We start from the raw sequence: 17039 nt of genomic DNA, 5'->3' as shown, positions 1-17039 counted from the left end.
ATCAGGGCCTGTAGGAGCAAGGCTTGCCCGCGATGGCGTCCGCCCAGGCGCCGTATCTCTCCAATCTTGGCCAAACCAGTCACGCAACTTGATAGCTTTGACCATTGTCCCGCGCCCCGCGCAGAGCGAGTATTTCCCTGTTACTCAAGGTTCCCCAAGCCTAATAAAAATACAAAGGGATTCTGGCAATGCGCGATTACTTGTCTGCTACATCACAGTTCAATTATCAGCACACCGTCGACGCCGCACTCGCGGGTGATTTGTCTGCCCTCAACGCCTGTGTCGAGTGTTGCGACCGGCATGCCTTGCCGGGGCGCATCGCGCTGTTCTGGGAAGGTCGCGATGGCGCCAGCGCGACCTACACCTTCAGCGACTTGCAGGACAAAGCCGCGCGTTTAGCCAATTTCCTGCTGGCCCAAGGGGTGAAAAAAGGCGACAAGGTGGCCGGTCTCCTGCCACGTAACATCGAACTATTGATCACCGTATTCGCCACCTGGCGCATCGGTGCGGTCTACCAGCCGCTGTTCACGGCATTCGGCCCGAAAGCCATCGAGCACCGCCTCAGCTCCTCTGGCGCCAAAGTGGTGGTGACCGACGCGGGCAATCGCTCCAAACTCTCTGAAGTCGCCGACTGCCCGACCATCGTCACCGTCGCCGGTCCCAAAGGCCAAGGCATCGTCCGCGGCGATTACAGCTTCTGGGCCGAACTGGCCAATTATTCTCCTGTGTGCGAACCGGTCCTGTTGACCGGCGAAGACCCGTTCCTGCTGATGTTCACCTCGGGCACCACCGGTCCGTCGAAAGCGCTGTCCGTTCCGCTCAAGGCCATCGTCGCCTTCCAGAGCTACACCCGTGACGCCGTGGACTTGCGCCCTGAAGATGCCTTCTGGAACGTCGCCGATCCGGGTTGGGCCTACGGCATCTATTTCGGTGTTACCGGGCCGATGGCCATGGGGCATCCGATCACCTTTTACGATGGCCCGTTCACCCTCGAAAGCACCTGCCGGGTGATCAACAAATACGGGATCACTAACCTCACCGGTTCGCCGACGGCCTATCGCCTGTTGATCGCGGGTGGCGACGAGTTTGCCCGCTCGATCAAGGGCAAGCTGCGCATCGTCAGCAGTGCCGGCGAGCCGCTGAACCCGGAAGTGATTCGCTGGTTCGCCGACAACCTCGGTGTGGCCATCCACGATCACTACGGCCAGACCGAACTCGGCATGGTGCTGTGCAATCACCATGGCCTGGAGCATCCGATCCACATGGGCGCCGCCGGTTTCGCCTCGCCGGGCCACCGCATCGTAGTGCTGGATGACGAGTACAAAGAACTCGGTGTCGGTCAGCCGGGCATTCTGGCCATCGATCGTACCCAGTCGCCGATGTGCTGGTTCGCCGGTTACGAAGGCGCACCGACCAAGGCCTTCGTCGGCAACTATTACCTGAGCGGCGACACCGTCGAGTGGAACCCGGACGGCAGCATCAGCTTCGTCGGTCGCAGCGACGACGTGATCACCACCTCCGGCTACCGGGTCGGCCCGTTTGACGTGGAAAGCGCGTTGATTGAACACCCGGCAGTGGTCGAAGCGGCCGTGGTCGGCAAACCCGATCCGGAACGCACCGAACTGGTCAAAGCCTTTGTCGTGCTCAGCGCGCAATACCGCGCGGCACCGGAACTGGCCGAAGAATTGCGCCAACACGTGCGCAAACGACTGGCCGCGCACTCGTACCCCCGTGAAATCGAATTTGTCAGCGAATTGCCGAAAACCCCTAGCGGCAAATTGCAGCGCTTTATCTTGCGCAACCAGGAAATCGCCAAGGCTCAAGAGGCCGCCGCGAAGAACGTTTCAGCTTGAATCCAAGGAAACAATGATGCAGATCGAAAACAAGGTTTTTCTCGTCACCGGCGGTGCGTCGGGCCTCGGTGCGGCCACGGCTGAAATGCTGGTCGCGGCCGGTGCCAAAGTGATGCTGGTGGACATGAATGCCGAAGCTGTTGCGGCCCAGGCTGAACGTCTCGGGGCGCAAAGCGTGGTGGCGGACATCAGCAACGAAGCCGCGGCCGAAGCCGCTGTGGAGGCGACGGTCAAAGCCTTCGGTGGCCTCAATGGTCTGGTCAACTGCGCCGGTATCGTGCGTGGTGAGAAGATCCTCGGCAAGAACGGCCCGCACCTGTTGGCCAATTTCAGCCAGGTGATCAACGTCAACCTGATCGGCAGTTTCAACATGCTGCGCCTGGCCGCTGCGGCGATTGCCGAAACCGAAGCCGATGCTGACGGCGAGCGCGGCGTGATCATCAACACCGCCTCGGCTGCAGCGTACGATGGCCAGATCGGCCAGGCCGCGTATGCCGCCTCCAAAGGCGCGATCGTCAGCCTGACCTTGCCCGCCGCCCGTGAACTGGCGCGCTTCGGCATCCGCGTGATGGCCATCGCCCCGGGCATTTTCGAAACCCCGATGATGGCCGGCATGACCCCGGAAGTCCGCGCGTCCCTGGCGGCTGGCGTGCCGTTTCCGCCGCGCTTGGGCAAACCAGGCGAGTATGCCGGGCTGGTCAGGCATATCATTGAAAACAGCATGCTCAATGGCGAGGTGATCCGTCTCGACGGCGCCTTGCGCATGGCCGCCAAATAAGGAGGATTTGTCATGACTATTTCCAACGATCCCATTGTTATCGTCAGCGCCGTCCGCACCCCGATGGGCGGTTTCCAGGGCGAACTGAAAAGCCTGACTGCACCGCAACTCGGTGCTGCGGCAATTCGCGCTGCCGTCGAGCGCGCCGGTGTGGCGCCAGACTCGGTTGAAGAAGTGCTGTTCGGTTGCGTCCTGTCTGCCGGTCTCGGCCAAGCCCCGGCGCGCCAGGCTGCATTGGGCGCAGGGCTGGATAAATCGACCCGCTGCACCACCCTGAACAAGATGTGCGGCTCGGGCATGGAAGCGGCCATTCTGGCCCACGACATGCTGGTGGCCGGTAGTGTCGACGTGGTTGTCGCCGGCGGCATGGAAAGCATGTCCAACGCCCCGTATCTGCTGGACCGCGCCCGCAGCGGTTACCGCATGGGCCACGGTCGTGTGCTTGATCACATGTTCCTCGACGGTCTGGAAGACGCTTACGACAAAGGTCGCCTGATGGGCACCTACGCCGAGGATTGCGCTGAAACCAACGGTTTCACCCGTGAAGCCCAGGACGCGTTTGCCATTGCCTCGACCACCCGTGCGCAGCAGGCGATCAACGACGGCAGCTTCAAAGACGAGATCGTGCCGCTCACCGTGACTGTCGGTAAAGAGCAGGTGCTGATCAGCAACGACGAACAGCCACCGAAAGCCAAACTGGACAAGATCGCTTCCTTGAAACCGGCGTTCCGCGAAGGCGGCACGGTGACGGCGGCGAACTCCAGCTCGATCTCCGATGGTGCTGCGGCACTGGTGTTGATGCGCCGTTCCGAAGCTGAAAAGCGCGGCCTGAAACCGCTGGCAGTGATTCACGGCCACGCGGCGTTTGCCGACACCCCGGGCCTGTTTCCGGTGGCACCGGTGGGCGCGATCGAGAAGCTGATGAAGAAAACCGGCTGGTCCCTGGACCAAGTCGATCTGGTCGAAGTCAACGAAGCCTTCGCCGTGGTCAGTCTGGTGACCATGACCAAACTGGAAATCCCTCACGAGAAGATCAACGTTCATGGCGGCGCTTGCGCCCTCGGCCACCCGATCGGTGCGTCTGGCGCGCGGATCCTCGTGACCTTGCTCTCGGCCCTGCGCCAGAAAGGCCTGAAACGCGGCGTTGCAGCGATCTGCATCGGCGGCGGCGAAGCCACGGCCATGGCCGTTGAATGCCTTTACTAAGGTCCGCATGGTTTCTGTAGGAGCTGTCGAGTGAAACGAGGCTGCGATCTTTTGATTTTTAAGATCAAGATCAAAAGATCGCAGGCTTCGCCAGCTCCTACGGGGCAATTTATTTTAAGGATTTGGCATGATTCCCAATGACGAACAACTGCAAATCAGCGAAGCGGCCCGGCAGTTTGCCCAGGAACGGCTGAAACCGTTCGCCGCCGAGTGGGACCGCGAGCATCGTTTCCCCAAGGAAGCCATCGGCGAGATGGCCGAACTGGGCTTTTTCGGCATGTTGGTGCCGGAAGAGTGGGGCGGTTGCGACACGGGTTACCTGGCCTACGCCATGGCCCTGGAAGAAATCGCGGCCGGCGACGGCGCCTGCTCGACCATCATGAGCGTGCACAACTCTGTGGGTTGCGTGCCGATTCTCAAGTACGGCAACGACGACCAGAAAGAACGCTTCCTCAAACCGTTGGCCAGCGGCTCGATGCTCGGGGCTTTTGCCCTGACCGAACCCCAGGCCGGCTCCGACGCCAGCGGCTTGAAAACCCGTGCCCGTCTGGAAGGCGATCATTACGTGTTGAACGGCTGCAAGCAGTTCATCACCTCCGGGCAGAACGCCGGGGTGGTGATCGTGTTCGCCGTGACTGATCCGAGTGCCGGCAAGCGTGGCATCACGGCGCTGATCGTGCCCACAGATTCGCCGGGCTACAAAGTCGCACGGGTCGAAGACAAACTCGGCCAGCACGCCTCCGACACCTGCCAGATCCTGTTCGAAGACGTGAAGGTGCCGGTGGCCAACCGCTTGGGCGAGGAGGGCGAAGGTTATCGAATCGCCTTGGCCAACCTCGAAGGCGGCCGTGTCGGCATCGCTTCGCAATCGGTGGGCATGGCCCGCGCTGCGTTCGAAGCCGCCCGCGACTATGCCCGTGAGCGTGAAAGCTTCGGCAAACCGATCATCGAGCATCAAGCGGTAGCGTTCCGCCTGGCGGACATGGCAACCCAAATCGCCGTGGCTCGGCAGATGGTGCATTACGCGGCGGCGCTGCGTGACAGCGGTAAACCGGCCTTGGTCGAAGCGTCCATGGCCAAGCTATTCGCCTCGGAAATGGCTGAGAAAGTCTGCTCCGCGGCGTTGCAAACCCTCGGCGGTTACGGTTACTTGAACGATTTCCCGCTGGAGCGGATCTACCGCGACGTGCGCGTTTGCCAGATCTACGAAGGCACCAGCGATATTCAGCGCATGGTTATTTCGCGCAATCTTTGAGAAGGAAGCTACTTGTGAACTACGAAACGATTTTGTTGGAAACCCACGGTCGCGTTGGTCTGATTACCCTGAACCGTCCGCAAGCGCTGAATGCGTTGAACGCGCAGATCGTCAGTGAGCTGAACCACGCCCTCGATGGCTTGGAAGCCGATTCGAACATCGGCTGCATCGTGCTCACCGGCTCGAAAAAAGCCTTTGCGGCCGGCGCCGACATCAAGGAAATGGCTGAGCTGACCTACCCGCAGATCTACCTCGACGACCTGTTCAGCGACAGCGATCGCGTGGCTAACCGCCGCAAGCCGATCATTGCCGCCGTCAACGGTTTCGCCTTGGGCGGTGGTTGTGAACTGGCGCTGATGTGCGACTTCATCCTGGCCGGCGACAACGCCAAATTCGGTCAGCCGGAAATCAACCTCGGCGTACTGCCGGGCATGGGCGGCACCCAGCGCCTGACCCGCGCGGTGGGCAAGGCCAAGGCTATGGAAATGTGCCTCAGCGGTCGCTTGATCGATGCGGTAGAAGCGGAGCGTTGCGGGATTGTCGCGCGGATTGTTCCGGCTGATGAGTTGCTGGATGAAGCGTTGAAAGTCGCGGCGCTGATTGCCAAGAAGTCGTTGCCGATTGCAATGATGATCAAGGAAAGCGTCAACCGCGCGTTTGAAGTGAGCCTGTCGGAAGGTGTGCGCTTTGAACGTCGGGTGTTCCATGCGGCGTTTGCGACGCAGGATCAGAAGGAAGGGATGGCGGCGTTTATTGGTAAGCGTGAGGCGGAGTTTAAGGGTAAGTGATATTGCGGGGTGGCCTTTAGATCCACCCCTCACCCCAGCCCTCCCGAAACGTCGGACCGCCCCATAGGGGAGAGGGGAAAGGGAGCCCATCTCCATGCTTTTCAAATCCTGAGTTCGACTCGGAATTTTCAGGTCGATGTAACTCTAAAAACACCTCGGTCAGTCCCCTCTACCCTCTGGGGAGAGGGTTAGGGTGAGGGGTGGATCTAAAGGCCACCCCATTCCCAAACATCACACCAAATAGTTTTTCAGCTCCCGAGCAATCACCATCCGCTGTATCTCGCTCGACCCTTCATAAATCTGCGTAATCCGCGCATCCCGGTAGTAACGCTCCACCGGGTAATCCTCCAGATACCCATACCCGCCGTGAATCTGCATCGCCGACGAACACACTTTCTCGGCCATCTCCGACGCAAACAATTTGGCCTGTGAAGCCTCCGACAGACATGGCTTGCCGGCACTGCGCAACCGCGCAGCGTGCAAGATCAGCAGTCGTGCCGCGTTCAGCCGGGTGTGCATGTCGGCCAGCATGTTGGCGATGCTCTGGTGCTCGATGATCGGCTTGTTGAACTGCACCCGATCCCGCGAGTAGGCCAGCGCCGCTTCAAATGCCGCGCGGGCAATGCCCAGCGCCTGCGCCGCGATGCCTATGCGGCCGCCTTCGAGGTTCGACAGGGCAATCGCCAGACCTTTGCCGCGCTCACCCAGCAGGTTGGCTTCAGGAATCGTGCAGTTGCTCAGGGTCACCGCGCAGGTATCGGACGCGCGAATACCCATTTTGTGTTCGCTGCGATCAACGATGAAACCCGCGGTATCGGTCGGCACCAGGAACGCCGAGATGCCGCGCTTGCCCAGGTCCGGATCGGTCACCGCAAACACGATGGCCAGTTTCGCCCGTTTGCCATTGCTGACGAATTGCTTGGCGCCGTTGATCACCCACTGGCCATCGCGCAGTTCGGCGCGGGTGCGCAGGTTGTGGGCTTCGGAGCCGGCCTGGGGTTCGGTCAGGCAGAAGCAGCCGATGGCCTGACCGCTGGCCAGATCCGGCAGCCAGGTCTGTTTCTGTTCTTCAGTGCCGTAGTTGAGGACCGGACCGCAGCCCACGGAGTTGTGGATGCTCATCAGTGCGCCAGTGGCGCCGTCACCGGCCGAAATCTCTTCCACGGCCAAGGCGTAGGCGACGTAGTCGACATAGGTGCCGCCCCATTCCTCGGGCACCACCATGCCCAGCAGACCCAGTTCACCCATCTTCGCCACCAGACCGTCGTCGATCCAGCCAGCCTTTTCCCAGGCCTGGGCGTGGGGTGCGATTTCGCCGCGGGCAAAGTCCCGGGCCATGTCGCGGATCATGACTTGCTCTTCGCTCAATTCGATATCGTGCATGGCTCAGCTCCCGCTTTGTTCAAAACCGCTGAAGAAACTCGCGACGTGCTCGGCGTCCAGCGCCTGCAAGGTCGGCGGGTTCCAGCGCGGTTTCTTGTCTTTGTCGATCAGCAAGGCGCGTACGCCTTCGATCAGGTCGCCGCGCTCGAACCACTGACGGTCCAGGTGCAGCTCAAGGGCGAAGCAGTCTTCCAGACTCAAGTGCCGACCACGACGGAGCATTTCCAGGGTCACGCCCATGGCCAACGGTGAACGGCTTTCCAGCAGGTCGGCGGTGGTCGTGGCCCACTCGTGGCTGTCGGCGACCGTTACTTCACGCAGTTGCTCAACAATACTCGGCACATCGGGCAGGGCGAAGAAGTGATCGATGGCCGGGCGCAACGCGCTCAATGGCGCGTCGGGTAGCTGTTGCACCGCAAGTTTCGCCAGCAGACCTTGAAGGTCCTTCAATGGCGTTTCGTGCCATTCGAGCTGATCGAGTTGCTCGTCCAGAGTGCCCAGCCTGTCGCTTTCCAGGTACCAGTCGGCCAGGCCGCAATAGAGCGCATCGGCCGCACGGATCTGCACGCCGCTGACGCCAAGGTAAATCCCCAGTTCACCGGGAACGCGCGGCAGGAAATGGCTGCCACCGACATCCGGGAAATAACCGATCGCCACTTCCGGCATCGCCAGACGACTTTTCTCGGTGACCACCCGCAAGTCAGCGCCTTGCACCAGGCCCATGCCGCCACCCAGGACAAAACCGTCCATCAAGGCGAGTACAGGTTTGCGGTAATGGTGAATCGCGAGATCGAGGGCGTATTCCTCGACGAAGAAATCTTCGTGCAGCGTGTCGCCGTTCTTGAAACTGTCGTACAGCGAACGGATGTCGCCGCCGGCACAGAAAGCCTTCTCGCCAGCACCGCGCAACACCACCGCGTGTACGTGCGGATCCAGTGCCCAGGCGTCGAGCTGACGCTGCAGGTTGCGCACCATGTCCAGGGTAATGGCGTTGAGGCCGGCGGGGCGATTGAGGGTCAGGTGACCGATGTGGTTGCGGACCTCGGCCAGCACTTCGTTTTGCGTGGCATCCATGGACGTAGTCCGCGGAGAAGAAACCTGAGCAGTCATCACTAACTCCCTGCTTTTATTGTTCTTTATAGAGAAGCTCGCGCGCGAGCGATGCTGGATCGTAACAGTGCAAATTTGTGATGTACAACCGGCATATGTGCAGGGTTAGTTTGCGTTTTTGCCTTAAAGCAAGATCAAAAGATCGCAGCCTGCGGCAGCTCCTACGGGATGGGTGTTCATGCGCAAAAATCCCGGCAAATGCGGTCCATGTAGGAGCTGCCGAAGGCTGCGATCTTTTGATCTTGCGCTGCAACGGATAGCCGACGACAGAATCGGCTGTGAAAGGCCTTCGTTCAGCGCAGTTGGGCTGTCAGAACAGGGGCTTACGACACCTGCGCCGGGCTGGCAATTGGCATTCTGACGGTCCATTTCAAGCGCTTGCGACGATGCGTCTGGAACGGACTGCACTCCGACGGCTGGCTCGACCGGTCGAAAACAACAACAAATACGGCTGCGGTGAATACCGCATCGACTCTCTGCCCCTGTCAAAAAGTGTGGTTAGGCGCAGGCGCCAGACCGCGATAAATCCAAATAATCCGGGACTCAAGAAGATGATCAACATCAAATGGCTGACCTTGCCGGCAATCGCGTTGCTGTGCTGCACCACCGGCGCCAGCGCCAAGGAATGGAAAGAGCTGCGATTCGGCGTCAACCCGAGTTACCCGCCTTTTGAGTCCACCACCGCCGATGGCGGCGTGCAGGGCTTTGGCGTGGATTTGGGCAACGCGATCTGCGCCGAATTGAAGGTGAAATGCGTGTGGGTCAGCAATGACTTCGACGGGCTGATTCCGGCGCTCAAGGCGGGCAAGTTCGATGCTATCGAATCGTCGATGACGGTGACCGATGCGCGCAAAAAACAGATCGACTTCACCGATCGCTTGTATGCCGGGCCGACCGCCATCGTCACTCGCAAGGATTCCGGGCTGTTGCCCACCGCTGAGTCGCTGCAGGGCAAGACCATCGGTTACATGCAGGGCACGATTCAGGAAACCTACGCCAAGGCCAAACTGGCACCCGGCGGCGTGAAACTGCGGGCGTATCAGAATCAGGATCAGGTCTACGCCGACCTGGTATTTGGCCGTCTCGACGCCTCGATCCAGGACAAGATGCAGGCGCAAATGAGCTTTTTGACTTCCCCTCAAGGGGCTGACTTCAAGAACAGTGAAGGCATCAGCGACCCGTTGGTCCCGTCCGACATCGCCATCGGCGTGCGCAAGGACAACGAAGAACTCAAAGGCATGCTCAATACCGCCATCAAGGCCCTGCATGACAAGGGTATCTACGCACAGATCCAGCAGAAACACTTCGGCGATCTAGACCTCTACAACTACTGATCCTCGCGCCCCGAAGGCTGCGTCTGGTAACAGGCGCAGCGCTTGAGCGCGGGCGCCTCAAGACAGGTGATTGACGTGAACTCCTTCCTGAATCTGATCGGGGTCGATCTCTCGGCCCTGCAAGGCTATGGCCCTTTGTTGCTGCACGGAACCTGGGTCACGCTGAAATTGTCAGCGCTCTCGCTGCTGGTGAGCATGGCGCTGGGCCTGCTCGGCGCGGCGGCGAAACTGTCGCCGCTGAAGCTGTTGAACCTGCCGGCGACCTTCTACACGACACTGATCCGTGGCGTGCCGGACCTGGTGCTGATGCTGCTGATTTTCTACAGCCTGCAAGGCTGGCTGAGCAGCCTGACCGAGGCGATGGACTGGCCCTACATGGAAATCGATCCGTTCGTGGCCGGCGTCATCACCCTTGGTTTTATCTACGGCGCGTATTTCACCGAGACCTTTCGCGGGGCGATTCTGAGCGTGCCGCGCGGCCAGCAGGAAGCCGCCGCGTGCTTTGGTCTGAATCGCTGGCAGCGATTCCGCTTCGTGGTGTTCCCGCAGATGATGCGTTTCGCCTTGCCGAGCCTGGGCAATAACTGGCTGGTGCTGCTCAAGGCCACGGCGCTGGTGTCGATCATCGGTTTGTCGGACCTGGTCAAGGTCGCGCAGGAAGCGGGTAAAAGCACCTTCAATATGCTCGATTTCTTGTTGTTGGCAGGGGCGCTGTATTTGCTGATCACCAGCGCTTCGAACTACGTTTTGCGCGTGCTGGAACGGCGCTATAACCAGGGTGTGCGGGGGATGGCACGATGATCGAGTTGATTGCCGAATACTGGAAACCCTTTCTGTTCAGCGACGGCTACAGCCTCACCGGGTTGGCCATGACGTTGTGGCTGCTGGTGGCGAGCATTGTGATGGGGTTCTTCCTGTCGTTGCCATTGGCGATCATGCGCACCTCGCGCTGGGGCCTGCTGCGCTGGCCGGTTCAGCTCTTCACTTATGTGTTTCGCGGCACGCCGCTGTATATCCAGTTGCTGATTTGCTACAGCGGGATCTACGGCATCGCCGTGGTGCGCTCGCAACCGCTGCTCGAAGCATTTTTTCGCGATGCGATGAATTGCACCTTGCTCGCGTTCACGCTCAACACTTGCGCCTACACCGTGGAAATCTTCGCCGGGGCGATTCGCAGCATTCCCTACGGTGAAATCGAGGCCGCCCATGCGTATGGCTTGAGCGGTTGGCGCCTGTACCTGCGGCTGATTCTGCCTTCGGCATTGCGCCGGGCACTGCCGTATTACAGCAACGAAGTGATCCTGATGTTGCACGCAACCTCAGTGGCGTTCACCGCCACCATTCCGGACATCCTCAAAATCGCCCGGGACGCCAATGCCGCGACCTTCATGACCTTCCAGGCATTCGGCATTGCCGGCCTGCTGTACCTCGCGCTGTCGTTCGGCCTGGTCGGAGCCTTCCGCCTGGCAGAGAAGCGCTGGCTGAGTTTTCTCGGCCCGACTCACTGAATCCCATTTTCTGTCCAGAGCGGTGCCGCCATGCGCACCGCTCCAGGAGTGCTGACATGTACAAACTCACGGTTGAAAATCTGTATAAACGTTTTGGTGACAACGAAGTGCTCAAGGGCGTCTCGTTGAATGCACGGGCAGGCGATGTGGTGAGCATGATCGGCGCCAGCGGCTCGGGTAAAAGCACGATGCTGCGCTGCATCAACTTTCTGGAACGTGCGGACGAAGGCGCCATTGAGCTGGACGGCGAGCGCGTCATCACGCGCCCGGGTGCCGGTGGCATGCGCGTCGCTCATCCGGCGCAATTGCAGCGTTTGCGCACGCGCCTGGCGATGGTGTTCCAGCATTTCAATCTGTGGAGCCATCTGACGGTGCTGGAGAACATTGTGCTGGCGCCGTGTCGGGTGCTGGGGATCAGCCGCAAGGCCGCCGAAGAGAGTGCACGGGCCTATCTGGACAAGGTCGGTCTGCCACAACGAGTGGCCGATCAATACCCGGCATTTCTGTCCGGTGGGCAACAACAACGGGTGGCAATCGCGCGTGCCCTGGCGGTGGAACCGGAGATTCTGTTGTTCGACGAGCCGACTTCGGCACTCGATCCGGAATTGGTGGGTGAGGTGTTGAAGGTAATTCAGGCGCTGGCCGAAGAAGGCCGTACCATGTTGATGGTGACCCACGAGATGGGGTTTGCCCGGCAGGTTTCCAGTCAGGTGTTGTTCTTGCATCAAGGGAAGGTCGAGGAGCAGGGTGACGCTACGATCCTCGACCAGCCAAAAAGTGAACGTTTGCAGCAATTTCTATCGGGTCGTTTGAAGTGAGGCAAGACGTACATGGCGGATATCCGCGATCTGTCGATCGTGCTTGATCGTATCGATCAGGCAATCATCGAAGTGCTGCGCCACGAAGGGCGCATCACTTATCAAAAGCTTTCCGAGCGCGTGCACCTGACGCCCAGGCCGTGCCTGGAACGGGTGCGCAAGCTCGAACAGCTCGGGGTCATTCGTGGGTATGGCGCGATTCTCGATGAAAAGAAACTGACACCAGGCTTGTCGTTGCTGGTACTGGTTGCGTTGTCGAACCAGAGTGGGCGGGCGGCGCAAAAGGCGTTCGAAGCCAAGGTCCGCGCCTGTCCGCAGGTGCTGGAATGTCGGTTGATCAGCGGCGCGTTCGACTACAGCTTGCGCATGCGTTGCCGGGACATGGAGCACTATCGGGTGCTGACCGAAGTCTGGTTCGATGATCCGGATTTGCACATCGACAAGTTGGTCAGCCATCCGGAATTGGCGATGGTCAAGACCACGATGGAATAGAAGCAAGATCAAGATCAAAAGATCGCAGCCTTCGGCAGCTCCTACATTGACCGCGTGAAAACCCGATCCCGTAGGAGCTGCCGAAGGCTGCGATCTTTTGCATTTCGGTGCTCGCCGAATCGGCTGACCCACACACGTTTTTCAGCCGTTTCCATCACGCCGCAGCCCCTTATCAACCGGGTTTTCCCGGCGCCGAAACAGACAATGAGTACCTCTTAACCCTCATTGAATCTGTGCCCATGCAAACCACCAATACCGTTTTGATGATTCGCCCGACACGTTTCTCCTTCAATCAGGACACGGCGGCGAACAACCGTTTCCAGCAGCCGGCCGCCGTCAGCGAAGACGTGCAGCTCAAGGCCCTGCAAGAGTTCGATGGCTACGTTGCCGCGCTGCGTCACCACGGTGTCGAGGTCATGGTGCACAACGACCGCGAAGCGCCGCATACCCCGGATTCGATCTTCCCCAACAACTGGTGGAGCAGCCATCCCGACGGCACATTGGTGCTGTACCCGATGCAGGGCCATAACCGGCGTCTGGAACGGGACAAAGGCGTGCTCGACTGGCTGCGGGACGAGTACCGGGTCGAGCAGTTGCTGGACCTTTCCAGCCTCGAACAGCAGGAAGTGTTCCTCGAAGGCACCGGCAGCATGGTGCTGGATCGTCAGCAGCGGATTTGCTACGCCGGTTACTCCACCCGCACCCATGCCCGCGCCCTGGACCAGGTGGTCAGTCATTTGGGTTACGAGCTGTGCGCCTTCAATGCGGTGGACCGCCAGGGCGTCGCGATATACCACACCAACGTGATGATGAGTGTCGGCACGCGCCTGGCCGTGGCGTGCCTGGCGTCGGTCACGCACCCGGCCGAACGCCTGGCCCTGCGTAAACGCCTGGAAGACAGCGGCAAGCAGGTGATTGCCTTGAACTGGGCGCAGCTGGAATCTTTCGCCGGCAACATGCTGGAAGTCCACAACGCTGCGGGCGAACCCTTGCTGGTGATGTCGCGCACGGCCTGGCAATCGCTGGATGCCGCGCAACGTCGCCTGATCGAAACCCACACCACGCCACTCCCCGTGAACATCGACACCATCGAGCGAATTGGCGGCGGCAGCGCGCGCTGCATGCTGGCCGAGGTCTTTCTGTCCAAACATCTGGCTACCCAGGAGCAAATGCGATGATCGTTCGTCCAGCCACACCGGCAGACCTGCCGGCACTGTTAGCCCTGGCCCATAGCGCCGGAACCGGTTTGACCACTTTGCCGGCCGACGCAGGGCGTCTGCGCCAGCGTCTGGAATGGGCGGCGAAAACCTTCGCCGGCGAGGCCGAACGCGCCGATGCCGATTACCTGTTTGTGCTGGAGAATGACCAGCATGAAGCCATCGGCATTTGCGCACTGGCCGGTGCCGTCGGCCTGCGTGAGCCCTGGTACAACTATCGACTGGGCCTGTTTGTCGCGGCCTCGAAAAACCTCGGGATCAATCAGCAGTTGCCGACGTTGTTCCTCGGTAACGACATGACCGGTCACTCAGAGCTGTGTTCGCTGTTTCTGCATGCCGATCACCGCAGCGGTCTGAACGGGCGCTTGCTGTCCAAGGCGCGGTTTCTGTTTCTGGCGGAGTTTCGTCAGCATTTCGGGGAGAAGGTCATCGCCGAGATGCGCGGTTACTCGGACGCAGAGGGCGTTTCACCGTTCTGGGAAGGCCTGGGTCGGCACTTCTTCAAAATGGACTTTGCCGATGCCGACTACCTGACCGGGCTGGGTAACAAGACGTTCATCGCCGAGCTGATGCCCAAGTTTCCGCTGCCGACCTGCCTGTTGCCGGAAGCGGCGCGAACCGTCATCGGTCGTGTTCACCCCAACACCGAACCGGCGCTGGGCATGCTCAAGGCTGAAGGATTCGAACACCGCGATTACATCGACATCTTCGACGGCGGCCCGCTGATCGAATGCGCCACCGGGGATATCCGCGCAGTGCGCGACAGTCAGGTGCTGCAACTGAGCATTGGCACACCGGGTGAGCAGGCGGCGACATACCTGATTCATAACCGTCAATTTGCCGAGTGCCGGATTACCGCGGCACCGGCGCGGGTGGCTGCCGGGACGTTGATAGTCGATGCAGCAACTGCGAAGAGTTTGGGGTTGAGTGCCGGTTCATCGGTGCGCGCGGTCAGTCTGGCGGTGCCTGCACGGCAACAGTCAGCAGCCTAGATAAAATCTTAAAAGCAAAAGATCGCAGCCTGCGGCAGCTCCTACAGGGGATTGCATTTCAATGTAGGAGCACCGCAGGCTGCGAACTTTTGATCTTCAACCCTTACTGGAAAACACATCACCAATGCTGCGGCGTTTGGCGTGCAGTTCGCTCGCATGGATCAACTGTTCAAGGTCTTCCGGGGTGACGTCGAAGAAGGCTTCCATGTCCGCCAGGGCCAGCTTCAGGTCCTGGGCAGTGATCGCCTGGCTGTCGGGGACGGGCATCATCGGTGCCGGTTCAGCGGGACGTTTTGGGTAACGAATGCGCGTCAGGTTGTTGTAGGCCAGGGCGCTGAGCAACATGGTTGATCCGCTGAGCATCACCGGGCCGAGGGCTTTCCAGTCGAGGGCAATGGTCGCCGGGTCTGCCAACACCAACAGCAACGCCAAGGCCCCGGCCGGTGGGTGCAGGCAACGCAGCCAGCACATCAGAATCAGCGCCATGCCCGCCGCCAGACAGGCGCTGCCAAGGGTTCGTCCGAGCACGTGAGCGACCAGCAGCGAAACCACCCCGGCGCTGAGGTAGCCGCCAAGAATCGACCAGGGCTGGGCGAGGGCGCCGGAGGACACTGCGAACAGCAACACGGCCGAGGCACCCAGCGGGCCGATCAGGTGTTGCGCCACTTGCATGCCGAATACCTGGCTGCAGAGCCAGACGCTGAACATCGTGCCCAAGGACATGCCGATCGCGGCGCGGCTCCATTCGGAGGGGCGAGTGTTGATGGCGGCGGGAAACCAGCGAGCAAACATGAGGCAGACGATCCGTTGAAAAAAACCGAGGCAAAAAAAAGGCTTAGCTGGGATACCCAGAAAGCCCTTGAAGTTGTTCCAACTATTGGGGGAGGAACGAGCACAGTGTGCCGTTCATTCCCGATGCTGACAAATTCATATTAATGCAGTTTCAGTGCATTAATTTTGCTGTAAAGCCACCCGACGACCACTCATGAAACACAGGAAACCGCCCATGGCGGTCAGCGCGCTCAGGGCATAAAACATCGTTGGCGCCGGGGTGTGCATCAGCAGGAAACCGCAAATCACCGGGCTCAACGCACCGCCGAGGGCCGCGAGGTTTTGCGCGCCGTAATAACTACCGCGCAGTTCTTCCGGGGCCAAGGTGTCGACGAAGAGGAATTCGGCGGGGTAAATGATCATTTCACCAAGGGTGAAGATGAACATGGCCACGCACCAGCTCACCAGGCTGTCGGCCAGGCTGAAGCCGATCAACCCGACGATGAACAGACTGGTACCGCCCGCGATCCAGTAACGCAATTGTTCGCGCTTGAGGAAGCGGCCGATCTGGTATTGCAGCAGGATCACGCTGATCGCGTTGCAGGCGAGCAGGGCGGCCATGGTTTCCAGTGCCCGTTTGGAGTCGTGGGTCACCAGCAGGTATTGCGACAGGTACAGTGTGAAACGGCCGTGGACCACGGTACTGAGCAGGCAGCCACAGGTGAACATGATCAGCGTGCGGTCGTTTTTCAGGGTGACCAGCGTCTTGAGAAAACTCTGGGGCTGGCCGATTGCGGGTGTCTGGGCCGAGTCCTTCGGTATCCCGATCATCAGGAAAATACTGAAGAACGCGATGCCGCCGGCGATCAGGAACGGTGCAATCGGATACACCCCGGCAATCACCACGCCCAGCATCGGACCGGTGGCGTAGCCGATGTTGGTCAAGGTGTAGCGCAGGGAAAACGCCTTGGCACGCTGGCCCATGGGCAGGTTTTCGCTGAGGATTGCCTTCGAGCCGATCAGAAACAGCGCCGAGGCGGTTTCGGTGATCACCAGGGTGGCGGTGGTCAGGTAGAGGTTGTCGGCGAAGGTCAGGAGCACGAAGCCAATGGCGCTGGAGAGCATCGCCAGGATCAGTAGCCGGCGCTTTTCGAGGCGGTCGATGATGTAACCGCCGTAGAGCGCGAGCAGGGTGGCGATAAACACTGCGATGCCCAGCAGCAAGCCGACATCCTGTTGGTTGAGGCCGAGTTTGTTGCTCAGGAACAACGTCAGCAGCGGGCTGGTGATGGCGCGGCTGACGACGATGGTCAGCGAAACGATCATCAACCGGCGGATAACGAGTGAGTAAGTGGCCACGGTGGTGCGGATGTCCTTATTTTGGTATTTGGCTTGGGATCCACCCCTCACCCTAACCCTCTCCCCAGAGGGTAGAGGGGACTGATCGAGGTGTTTTTCGAGTTACATCGACCTGAAATTCCGAGTCGAACTCAGGCTTTGAACAGCATGAAGATCGGCCCCCTTTCCCCCTCTC

General features: G+C 60.1%; 16 protein-coding genes. 12 read left to right on the top strand and 4 right to left on the bottom strand.

The genetic code is table 11. The annotated features are described in order from the left end of the window. The first annotated feature begins 188 nt into the window (after positions 1-188). From PMI27_RS21680 to PMI27_RS21700, 5 genes are all read left to right on the top strand, one after another. The gene (locus PMI27_RS21680; RefSeq protein WP_008152700.1) at positions 189-1853 is read left to right on the top strand and encodes an AMP-binding protein; all 1665 of its coding nucleotides are present in this window, start codon (positions 189-191) and stop codon (positions 1851-1853) included. A gap of 16 nt (positions 1854-1869) precedes the next feature. Further along, positions 1870-2631, top strand: coding sequence for an SDR family NAD(P)-dependent oxidoreductase (locus PMI27_RS21685; RefSeq protein ID WP_008152698.1), 762 nt, complete (start codon positions 1870-1872; stop codon positions 2629-2631). 12 nt (positions 2632-2643) lie between these two features. Beyond that, complete coding sequence (locus tag PMI27_RS21690; protein WP_008152696.1) at positions 2644-3837, top strand: acetyl-CoA C-acyltransferase; 1194 nt, start codon at positions 2644-2646, stop codon at positions 3835-3837. 127 nt (positions 3838-3964) lie between these two features. Then, positions 3965-5092: an acyl-CoA dehydrogenase gene (locus tag PMI27_RS21695; RefSeq protein ID WP_008152693.1), complete on the top strand. Its 1128-nt coding sequence runs from the start codon at positions 3965-3967 to the stop codon at positions 5090-5092. Positions 5093-5106: 14 nt separating this feature from the next. After that, entirely contained in the window at positions 5107-5880 is a 774-nt protein-coding gene (locus PMI27_RS21700; protein ID WP_008152691.1) for an enoyl-CoA hydratase, read from the top strand. A 231-nt stretch (positions 5881-6111) separates the two neighbouring features. Here PMI27_RS21700 and PMI27_RS21705 read toward each other — a convergent pair whose 3' ends face one another. Together PMI27_RS21705 and PMI27_RS21710 are read right to left on the bottom strand one after the other, a co-directional pair. After that, a complete protein-coding gene (locus tag PMI27_RS21705; protein WP_008152689.1) occupies positions 6112-7263 on the bottom strand; it encodes an acyl-CoA dehydrogenase family protein in 1152 nt (383 codons plus the stop codon). 3 nt (positions 7264-7266) lie between these two features. Further along, a complete protein-coding gene (locus PMI27_RS21710; RefSeq protein WP_008152688.1) occupies positions 7267-8373 on the bottom strand; it encodes an enoyl-CoA hydratase/isomerase family protein in 1107 nt (368 codons plus the stop codon). Between the two features lie 551 nt (positions 8374-8924). On the opposite strand from PMI27_RS21710, the gene PMI27_RS21715 reads away from it, so the two are divergent. The 7 genes from PMI27_RS21715 (at position 8925) to astA (ending at position 14734) form a co-directional block, all read left to right on the top strand. Continuing rightward, positions 8925-9707 (top strand): transporter substrate-binding domain-containing protein, encoded by a 783-nt coding sequence (locus PMI27_RS21715; protein ID WP_008155275.1) that lies wholly within the window; start codon positions 8925-8927, stop codon positions 9705-9707. 75 nt (positions 9708-9782) lie between these two features. Beyond that, positions 9783-10508 (top strand): ABC transporter permease, encoded by a 726-nt coding sequence (locus PMI27_RS21720; RefSeq protein ID WP_033053105.1) that lies wholly within the window; start codon positions 9783-9785, stop codon positions 10506-10508. Continuing rightward, positions 10505-11215: an ABC transporter permease gene (locus PMI27_RS21725; RefSeq protein ID WP_008155279.1), complete on the top strand. Its 711-nt coding sequence runs from the start codon at positions 10505-10507 to the stop codon at positions 11213-11215. The genes PMI27_RS21720 and PMI27_RS21725 overlap by 4 nt, the downstream gene beginning before the upstream one ends. A 56-nt stretch (positions 11216-11271) precedes the next feature. Then, positions 11272-12033, top strand: a complete 762-nt coding sequence (locus PMI27_RS21730; RefSeq protein WP_008155281.1) for an ABC transporter ATP-binding protein — start codon at positions 11272-11274, stop codon at positions 12031-12033. Positions 12034-12045: 12 nt separating this feature from the next. Continuing rightward, a complete protein-coding gene (locus PMI27_RS21735; protein WP_007974731.1) occupies positions 12046-12525 on the top strand; it encodes an Lrp/AsnC family transcriptional regulator in 480 nt (159 codons plus the stop codon). 239 nt (positions 12526-12764) lie between these two features. Beyond that, positions 12765-13703, top strand: coding sequence for a citrulline utilization hydrolase CtlX (gene ctlX, locus PMI27_RS21740; RefSeq protein ID WP_008155283.1), 939 nt, complete (start codon positions 12765-12767; stop codon positions 13701-13703). Continuing rightward, positions 13700-14734 (top strand): arginine N-succinyltransferase, encoded by a 1035-nt coding sequence (gene astA / locus PMI27_RS21745; protein ID WP_008155285.1) that lies wholly within the window; start codon positions 13700-13702, stop codon positions 14732-14734. Before ctlX ends, astA begins: the two co-directional genes overlap by 4 nt. Before the next feature lie 96 nt (positions 14735-14830). On the opposite strand, the gene PMI27_RS21750 is transcribed toward astA, so the two are convergent. Together PMI27_RS21750 and PMI27_RS21755 are read right to left on the bottom strand one after the other, a co-directional pair. After that, positions 14831-15526, bottom strand: coding sequence for an HPP family protein (locus PMI27_RS21750; protein WP_008155287.1), 696 nt, complete (start codon positions 15524-15526; stop codon positions 14831-14833). A 159-nt stretch (positions 15527-15685) separates the two neighbouring features. Then, the gene (locus tag PMI27_RS21755) at positions 15686-16864 is read right to left on the bottom strand and encodes an MFS transporter (protein WP_033053100.1); all 1179 of its coding nucleotides are present in this window, start codon (positions 16862-16864) and stop codon (positions 15686-15688) included. Between the last annotated feature and the right edge of the window lie 175 nt (positions 16865-17039).

The sequence above is a fragment of the Pseudomonas sp. GM41(2012) genome (assembly GCF_000282315.2).
In the GTDB taxonomy this organism is placed as follows: Bacteria; Pseudomonadota; Gammaproteobacteria; order Pseudomonadales; family Pseudomonadaceae; genus Aquipseudomonas.
This window is presented reverse-complemented; position numbering and strand designations above follow the sequence as displayed.

Coding starts and splice junctions, on each gene's coding strand:
- PMI27_RS21750 (WP_008155287.1), bottom strand. CDS start 15,526: ATGTTTGCTCGCTGGTTTCCCGCCGCCATCAACACTCGCCCCTCCGAA.
- PMI27_RS21730 (WP_008155281.1), top strand. CDS start 11,272: ATGTACAAACTCACGGTTGAAAATCTGTATAAACGTTTTGGTGACAAC.
- PMI27_RS21715 (WP_008155275.1), top strand. CDS start 8,925: ATGATCAACATCAAATGGCTGACCTTGCCGGCAATCGCGTTGCTGTGC.
- PMI27_RS21680 (WP_008152700.1), top strand. CDS start 189: ATGCGCGATTACTTGTCTGCTACATCACAGTTCAATTATCAGCACACC.
- PMI27_RS21710 (WP_008152688.1), bottom strand. CDS start 8,373: ATGACTGCTCAGGTTTCTTCTCCGCGGACTACGTCCATGGATGCCACG.
- PMI27_RS21695 (WP_008152693.1), top strand. CDS start 3,965: ATGATTCCCAATGACGAACAACTGCAAATCAGCGAAGCGGCCCGGCAG.
- PMI27_RS21725 (WP_008155279.1), top strand. CDS start 10,505: ATGATCGAGTTGATTGCCGAATACTGGAAACCCTTTCTGTTCAGCGAC.
- ctlX (WP_008155283.1), top strand. CDS start 12,765: ATGCAAACCACCAATACCGTTTTGATGATTCGCCCGACACGTTTCTCC.
- PMI27_RS21705 (WP_008152689.1), bottom strand. CDS start 7,263: ATGCACGATATCGAATTGAGCGAAGAGCAAGTCATGATCCGCGACATG.
- PMI27_RS21735 (WP_007974731.1), top strand. CDS start 12,046: ATGGCGGATATCCGCGATCTGTCGATCGTGCTTGATCGTATCGATCAG.
- astA (WP_008155285.1), top strand. CDS start 13,700: ATGATCGTTCGTCCAGCCACACCGGCAGACCTGCCGGCACTGTTAGCC.
- PMI27_RS21685 (WP_008152698.1), top strand. CDS start 1,870: ATGCAGATCGAAAACAAGGTTTTTCTCGTCACCGGCGGTGCGTCGGGC.
- PMI27_RS21690 (WP_008152696.1), top strand. CDS start 2,644: ATGACTATTTCCAACGATCCCATTGTTATCGTCAGCGCCGTCCGCACC.